The sequence below is a fragment of the Microbacterium sp. ER1 genome (genome assembly GCF_023383675.1).
Taxonomy (GTDB): Bacteria; Actinomycetota; Actinomycetes; order Actinomycetales; family Microbacteriaceae; genus Microbacterium.
The window spans coordinates 1-6,518 of sequence record NZ_QCXO01000018.1 but is presented as its reverse complement, the minus strand read 5'-3'; the positions used below and the strand labels follow the sequence as shown (position 1 = coordinate 6,518).

The 6,518-nt window shown below is 72.1% G+C and carries 8 protein-coding genes; 6 read left to right on the top strand and 2 right to left on the bottom strand.

The genetic code is table 11. The features are described from left to right. Positions 1–237: 237 nt before the first annotated feature. Positions 238–1,137, bottom strand: a complete 900-nt coding sequence (locus tag BV453_RS01345) for an amidohydrolase (protein ID WP_249520676.1) — start codon at positions 1,135–1,137, stop codon at positions 238–240. 47 nt (positions 1,138–1,184) lie between these two features. Between BV453_RS01345 and BV453_RS01340 the strand changes: the two genes are divergently transcribed. After that, positions 1,185–1,862: a FadR/GntR family transcriptional regulator gene (locus tag BV453_RS01340; protein WP_249520675.1), complete on the top strand. Its 678-nt coding sequence runs from the start codon at positions 1,185–1,187 to the stop codon at positions 1,860–1,862. Between the two features lie 4 nt (positions 1,863–1,866). Here the strand turns inward: BV453_RS01340 and BV453_RS01335 are convergent, their stop codons facing one another. After that, a complete protein-coding gene (locus BV453_RS01335) occupies positions 1,867–2,529 on the bottom strand; it encodes a transaldolase family protein (RefSeq protein WP_249520674.1) in 663 nt (220 codons plus the stop codon). Between the two features lie 118 nt (positions 2,530–2,647). On the opposite strand from BV453_RS01335, the gene BV453_RS01330 reads away from it, so the two are divergent. The 5 genes from BV453_RS01330 to BV453_RS01310 are packed head-to-tail and all read left to right on the top strand — an operon-like array spanning position 2,648 to position 6,460. Then, positions 2,648–3,610 (top strand): ribokinase, encoded by a 963-nt coding sequence (locus BV453_RS01330; protein WP_249520673.1) that lies wholly within the window; start codon positions 2,648–2,650, stop codon positions 3,608–3,610. Between the two features lie 14 nt (positions 3,611–3,624). Then, complete coding sequence (rbsD, locus tag BV453_RS01325) at positions 3,625–4,029, top strand: D-ribose pyranase (protein WP_025105365.1); 405 nt, start codon at positions 3,625–3,627, stop codon at positions 4,027–4,029. Then, complete coding sequence (locus BV453_RS01320; RefSeq protein ID WP_025105364.1) at positions 4,029–4,841, top strand: GntR family transcriptional regulator; 813 nt, start codon at positions 4,029–4,031, stop codon at positions 4,839–4,841. Before rbsD ends, BV453_RS01320 begins: the two co-directional genes overlap by 1 nt. A gap of 23 nt (positions 4,842–4,864) precedes the next feature. After that, positions 4,865–5,923, top strand: a complete 1,059-nt coding sequence (locus BV453_RS01315) for a PLP-dependent cysteine synthase family protein (RefSeq protein ID WP_060922363.1) — start codon at positions 4,865–4,867, stop codon at positions 5,921–5,923. Positions 5,924–5,944: 21 nt separating this feature from the next. Continuing rightward, positions 5,945–6,460, top strand: a complete 516-nt coding sequence (locus BV453_RS01310; protein WP_025105362.1) for a glycine cleavage system protein R — start codon at positions 5,945–5,947, stop codon at positions 6,458–6,460. The last annotated feature ends 58 nt before the right edge of the window (positions 6,461–6,518 follow it).

The following is a 6,518-nucleotide window of genomic DNA, read 5'->3' as shown; positions in this document are numbered from 1 at the left end:
CCCCCACCCCGTCCCGCACGCCCCTTTCGCGTCCCGCACGCCGCCTCGCCGCGCCGGCGGGATCAGAATCGCTCCTCGATGCGGCTGCCGCGGGCCGCTTCCCATCCCGCACGCCCCGAGGCGCCCTGGAGGGACGACCGTGAGCGGCACGGCACCCATCCGGCCGGGATCAGAAACGGGCCCGGACGGGGCTCCGGAGGTGGCATATCGCACTCCCCCGCGTAAGGGGGCGGGGGGTTAGAGGGAGTAGACGGAGGTGGCGGTGGCGTGGAAGAGGGCGTCGTGATCGATGCCGCGGGAGGAGGCCCACGTCGCCACGGCGTCGGCCCAGCGGCTGCGGGCGGACGGCTGATACACCGGCGCACCGTCGGCGGGAGCGTGCGGGCCGTCATGCTCGACGGGGCCGACCGCCGACACGGGCCAGTCGCTCCCCCACATCAGGCGCTCGGGACCGAAGACGTCGGCCGCGGTGTCGAGGAAGGGTTCGAGCTGCGCGAGGCTCCAGTCGCCTCCGGCCTCCGCAGGCAGTCCGGACACCTTGCAGAACACCCCGGGGTGTCGCGCGAGCTCGGCGAGGTCCCGCTCCCACTCCACCGAGGGCGTGCGCGGAGCAGAAGCCGTCCCGACCTCCGGCTTGCCCAGGTGGTCGAGCACGATCCGCAGCTCGGGGATCGCGCCCGACAGTCGTGCGAGGTCCGGGAGCTGCGCGGCACGCACGCACGCGTCGAAGGTCCACCCGTGCGCCGCGACCTCCCGGGCTCCGGTGATGAAGGCCGACGAGAGCATCACGCCGTCCGGCTCCCCCTGCAGGAGGTGACGCACCCCGACCACCAGGGGCTCCGCGGTGAGACTCTCCAGGTGCACCGTGGTGTCGGTCCCGCGGTCGAGCCGAGCGCCGGCGACGATGCCGACCACCCCGAGGCGCTCCGCCTGCCCGGCCACCCACCGCACCTCCGCGAGGAAGTCGTCTTCGGTGGTCTCGGCCTGCACGAACACGGCCCGCTCGTCCGTCGCCCGCTCCACCCGCGCACGCTCGAGCTCGTCGGCGCCGAAGCGCCCCGCGAGCGGCCCTTCGAGCCACGTGTACCCGAGGGCTTCCGGGTCCCACAGGTGCAGGTGCGAGTCGAGGATGCGCATGTCCCCATCCTGCCGCAGACATCGGATGTTGTGCGAGGATGAGCGCCATGGCAGTCACGGACGAGGCGATCGAGAAGATCAAGGCGATGATCGTGTCGGGCGAACTGGCCCCCGGCGATCGCCTGCCCCCGGAGAAGGAGCTGTCCGAGCGCCTCGGCCTCTCCCGCAACTCCATGCGCGAGGCGGTCAAGGCGCTGGAGGTCATCCGCGTGCTCGACGTGCGGCGCGGCGACGGCACCTACGTCACGAGCCTGGAGCCGCACCTGCTGCTGGAGGCGATCGCGTTCGTCGTGGACATGCACGACGACGACTCGACGCTGGAGATGTTCGCCGTCCGCCGGATGCTCGAATCGCAGGCCACCGGTCTCGCGGCGACCCTCGGCACGGACGAGGCGATCGCGGCCCTGCAGGAGGAGGTGGAGGCCGTCGACGCGTCCGTCGGGATCGAGGAGCTCGTCGACCACGACATCCGCTTCCACCGCGAGATCGTGGGCATGGCGGGCAACGCCTACCTCGCGAGCCTCATCGAGCACCTGAGCAGCCAGACGGTCCGGGCGCGCGTGTGGCGGGGTCTCACGGAGGGCGGCGCCGTGGAGCGCACCCTGTCGGAGCACCGCGCCATCGCCGATGCCATCGCCCAGCGCGACTCGGCGCTGGCGACCTCCCTCGCCACGGCCCACATCGCGGGTGTCGAGCGGTGGCTGCGGCAGGCCGCGTCGGCCTGAGCCGTCAGGCCCCGAGGCGCTGCATCGCCGCGTCGAACTCCGCCGCCGAGCTGTCGCTCACCTCGTGGAACAGCAGCTCGTCGAGCACGTCGGGCGCAGCGGTGAAGTAGGGTACCCCGGCTGCGCGCAACCCCGTGATGTCGTCGGCGGAGCGCAGGGAGGCGGCGAGGACGTTGGAGCCGCTGCCCGCGCACATCTCCTGCATCCGGGCGATGAGCGCGTCGCCGTCCATGCCCGCGTCGCGCATGCGTCCGAGGTAGGGCGCGATGTACTGGGCGCCGATCGAGGCGCACGCGAGCGCCTGCGCGACGGAGTAGACGGCCGTGACGAGGACCGTGGCCCCGTCGCGGACGAGGGCCGAGGCCGCCGCGAAACCCGCTGCGGTCGCGGGCACCTTGACCGCCACCCGGTCGCCGAGCGCGCGGATGCCCTCCGCGTTCCGGAGGAAGGAGTCCGTGTCGCCGCCCCACGTCTGGAAGAAGACCTCCCGTGCGCCCTCGTCCACCCAGCGGGCATAGAGGTCGGGGATCTCCGCGGCCGTCCGCCCGCCGCGCTCGAGGATCGTCGGGTTCGTCGTGACGCCGTGCACCACCCCGGCGGAGAGCAGCCGCGAGACGCGGTCGGTGTCGGCGCTGTCGACGTACAGGCGGGGCGCGATCGCGGTCATCGGGGTCTCCTCGCGGGCAACCTGTCGTTACAGGTGGGGCTTCGGCTAATGTAATGACAGCTCCCGAACCTTGTCAAAGACCGGGAGCCCCGCGCTGTCGAGGAGGATCAGGAGCGAGATGACACCCGCACACCCCGGCGACCGCTCCGGCGTCGTCATCGTCGGCAGCGTGACGGCCGACGTCACGACCTTCTCCCAGCGGCTCCCCGCCCGCGGCGAGACCATCCTCGGCGACGAGTTCACGCTGATGCTCGGCGGCAAGGGCGCGAACCAGGCCGTCGCGGCCGGGCGCTCCGGAGCCCGCACGAGCTTCGTCGGCTGCGTCGGCGACGACCTGTTCCACGACCTCGTGGTGGACGGGCTCACCGCGGCCGGCGTCGACCTCGCGCACCTGCGCACCGTGCCGGGCCCGACCGGCATCGCGCACATCCGCGTCGACGCCTCCGCGCAGAACGACATCGTCATGGTGCCGCTCGCCAACGCCGCCCTCAGCACGGCGCAGATCGACGAAGCCCTCGCGGCTCTCGCCCCGACGACCTCCGTCCTGCTCACCCAGCTCGAGACCCCGTCCGCCCTGACCGCTCACATCACCGCGCGCGGTCGCGAGCACGGGATGACCGTGATCCTCGATCCGGCGCCGGCGGCGGAGCTGGCACCGGAGATCTGGCGGAGCATCGACATCGTCACCCCGAACGAGACCGAGGCGTCGCTCATCAGCGGCATCGAGGTGACCGACGCCGTCTCCGCCGAACGCGCCGGGCACTGGTTCCTGGAGCAGGGCGTGGGCGCCGCGGTCATCACCCTGGCCGGGCAGGGGTCGTGCGTCGTCACCGCCGAGGGCGCCACCGTCGTCCCGCCGTTCCCCGTGGAGGCCGTCGACACCACCGCCGCGGGCGACGCCTACGCCGGCTACCTCGGTGCCGCCCTCGCGAGCGGAGCCGCCCTCACCGATGCGGTGCGGCTGGCGACCGCCGCGGGCGCCCTCACCGTCACGAAGCAGGGGGCCTCGCCGAGCCTCCCCCGCCGCGCCGACGTCGAGGCCTTCCTCGCCGCGCGCACCGCGGCCCCCGTCGCGAACTGAACCAGGAGCACACGATGCGCAAGACCTCGACCACGATCAACCCGGCGCTCTCCCGCGTCATCAGCGAGACCGGGCACACCGATCTGATCGTCGTGACGGACGCCGGGCTGCCGATCCCGCCGGGCTCCGAGCGCATCGACCTCGCCTACCGTCCCGGCGCTCCCGCGTTCCTCGACGTGCTCGACACGGTGCTCGCGGAGCTCGTGGTCGAGGGGGCGACGGTGTCGGCCGAGGTCGCCGAGAAGAGTCCGGAGGTGCTCGACGCCCTGCGCGAGCGCTTCGCCGACGCAGGCTTCGAGATCGAGCTCGTCCCGCACGTCGAGTTCAAGGAGCGCACGCACGCCGCCCGTGCCTTCGTGCGCTCGGGGGAGTTCACCCCGTATGCGAACGTGATCCTGCACGCGGGGGTGGCGTACTGATGTCTCTCATCGAGGATGCGATCGACCGCCACAGCGCGGCGCCGATGTACGACCAGCTCCGGCAGCTCATCATCGACGGCATCGCCCGCGACGGTCTGCAGCCGGGGGATCCTCTCCCCGGCGAGCACCGGCTGTGCGAGCGCTACGGCATCTCCCGCACGGTCGTGCGCCAGGCGCTCGCCCAGCTCGAGCACGAGGGACTCGTCGAGCGCGTGAAGGGCAAGGGCACGTTCGTCTCCCGCCCGCGCACGAGCGAGAGTCTCGTGCACACGCTGGTCGGTCTGTACGACGACGTCGAGCGGCGCGGCGGCCACGTGCACAGCGACGTCCTCCGGCACGAGCAGACCGTCGCCGACGAGGAGGTCGCCCTGGCCCTGGAGGTGCCGGTCGGATCGCCGGTGATCGTGCTGGAGCGGCTGCGGCACGTCGATGGTGAGCCCTGGTCGCTCTCGACCACGTGGATGCCGGAGGCGGTGGGGGCGGTGACGCTCGGCGCCGACCTCACCGAGGCGTCGCTGTACCGGCTGCTCGCCGACCACGGCATCATCGCCACGCACGGCGTCCGCTCCGCCGAGGCGACGGTCGCCACGCACGAGCAGGCTCAGCATCTCGGTGTGAGCGCCGGCTCCGCCCTCCTCCGCCTGCGCAGCATCAGCCGCAGCGAGGACGGGCTGCCGATCGAGTACTTCATCGCGTACCACCGGGGCGACCGCTCGCGCTTCGAGTTCCAGCTCCAGCAGGAGCAGTCCCAGGCGTCGCTGATGCACGTGGACGGATCGGGCGGTGCGTCCCCGGCGGGCACGGTGGGCTGACCCCGGCCGGTACGCTCGAGGGCATGAGCGACTGGACCAGCACCGCGATCGCCCTGCTGGAAGCCGATGCCAACCGCAGCGCCGACACGCACCTGCATCTGTTCCCGCTGCCGCCGGAGTGGGGCATCGACCTCTACCTCAAGGACGAGTCGGTGCACCCGACCGGCTCCCTCAAGCACCGCCTCGCGCGCTCCCTCCTCCTGTACGGACTCGTCAACGGGCGCATCCGCGAGGACACGACCCTCGTGGAGTCGTCGAGCGGGTCGACCGCGGTGTCGGAGGCCTACTTCGCCCGGATGCTGGGGCTGAAGTTCATTACGGTCGTGCCCCGATCGACGGTGCAGGAGAAGATCGACCTCATCGAGTTCTACGGCGGTACCTGCCATTTCGTGGATCGCGCGGAGGACATGTCCCCCGAGGCGCAGCGCCTGGCGGCGGACTGCACCGGGCACTACCTCGACCAGTTCACCTACGCGGAGCGTGCGACCGACTGGCGCGGCAACAACAACATCGCCGACAGCGTGTTCGGCCAGCTCGCCCAGGAGCGGCATCCGATCCCCCGCTGGATCGTCACGGGCGCCGGCACCGGGGGCACCAGCGCCACCTTCGGCCGCTACGTGAAGTACCGCCGCCATGACACCAGGATCGCCGTCGTCGACCCCGAGGGCTCGGCCTTCTACGACGGCTGGGCGGGCACGGTCGACCCGCCGGCCGGACACCCGAGCCGCATCGAGGGCATCGGGCGGCCGCGGGTGGAGGCCTCCTTCGTGCCGTCCGTGATCGACGAGATGATCCAGGTCCCGGACGCGGGCTCCATCGCCGCGATCCGGCTCCTCCGCGAGCGCACCCTGCACTGGGCGGGCGGCTCCACCGGCACGAACCTCTACGGCGCGTTCCAGCTCATCGCCCGGATGCGTGCCGCGGGCGAGACCGGCAGCGTCGTGACCCTGATCTGCGACAGCGGTGTGCGGTACGCCGGCACGTACTACTCGGACGAGTGGGTCGCGCAGCAGGGGTGGGACCTCGCCCCGCACCGTGCGCGGCTGGAGCGATTCCTGGAGACCGGGGTCTGGGCGGACTGATCCTCGGGTTACGCTGACCCCATGACCACACTCATCCTCACTGTCGCGGGTGCCGATCGTCCGGGCCTCGTGGCCGCCGTCGCCGATGTCGTCGATGCCCATGGCGGCAACTGGGAGAACAGCTCCCTCGCCGAGCTCGCCGGCACGTTCGCGGGTGTCATCGAGGTGTCCGTGCCGACGGAGCGCACCGGGGAGCTCGAGACCGCGCTCCGGGGGATCCAGGGCCAGGGTCTGCTCACGCTCTCGGTGCTCACCGGCACGCCAGGGCCGTCCGAGGACGAGGAGCAGCTGCTCGTGATGCAGGTGCTCGGCAACGACCGCCCCGGCATCGTGCGCGAGGTCTCGGCGGTGCTGAACGCGCATGCCCTGAGCATCGAGGAGCTCACGACCGAGACCCGGGAGGCCGCGATGGCCGGCGGGCGGCTGTTCGAGGCCTCGGTGATCGCGAAGGTCCCGCCGACGGTCGACCTCGACGCCCTGCGTGCCGACCTGGAGCGCCTCGCGTCCGAGATCCAGGTCGACATCACGCTCGGCTGACCCCGTTCGCCGACCCACCCTCTTTCGTGCGCCCCGGCCCTATTCGGACGTCCGGAAG

Excerpts from the sequence above, each read along its gene's own strand:
- BV453_RS01345 (WP_249520676.1), bottom strand. The coding sequence starts at position 1,137 with ATGCGCATCCTCGACTCGCACCTGCACCTGTGGGACCCGGAAGCCCTC.
- BV453_RS01340 (WP_249520675.1), top strand. The coding sequence starts at position 1,185 with ATGGCAGTCACGGACGAGGCGATCGAGAAGATCAAGGCGATGATCGTG.
- BV453_RS01335 (WP_249520674.1), bottom strand. The coding sequence starts at position 2,529 with ATGACCGCGATCGCGCCCCGCCTGTACGTCGACAGCGCCGACACCGAC.
- BV453_RS01330 (WP_249520673.1), top strand. The coding sequence starts at position 2,648 with ATGACACCCGCACACCCCGGCGACCGCTCCGGCGTCGTCATCGTCGGC.
- rbsD (WP_025105365.1), top strand. The coding sequence starts at position 3,625 with ATGCGCAAGACCTCGACCACGATCAACCCGGCGCTCTCCCGCGTCATC.
- BV453_RS01320 (WP_025105364.1), top strand. The coding sequence starts at position 4,029 with ATGTCTCTCATCGAGGATGCGATCGACCGCCACAGCGCGGCGCCGATG.
- BV453_RS01315 (WP_060922363.1), top strand. The coding sequence starts at position 4,865 with ATGAGCGACTGGACCAGCACCGCGATCGCCCTGCTGGAAGCCGATGCC.
- BV453_RS01310 (WP_025105362.1), top strand. The coding sequence starts at position 5,945 with ATGACCACACTCATCCTCACTGTCGCGGGTGCCGATCGTCCGGGCCTC.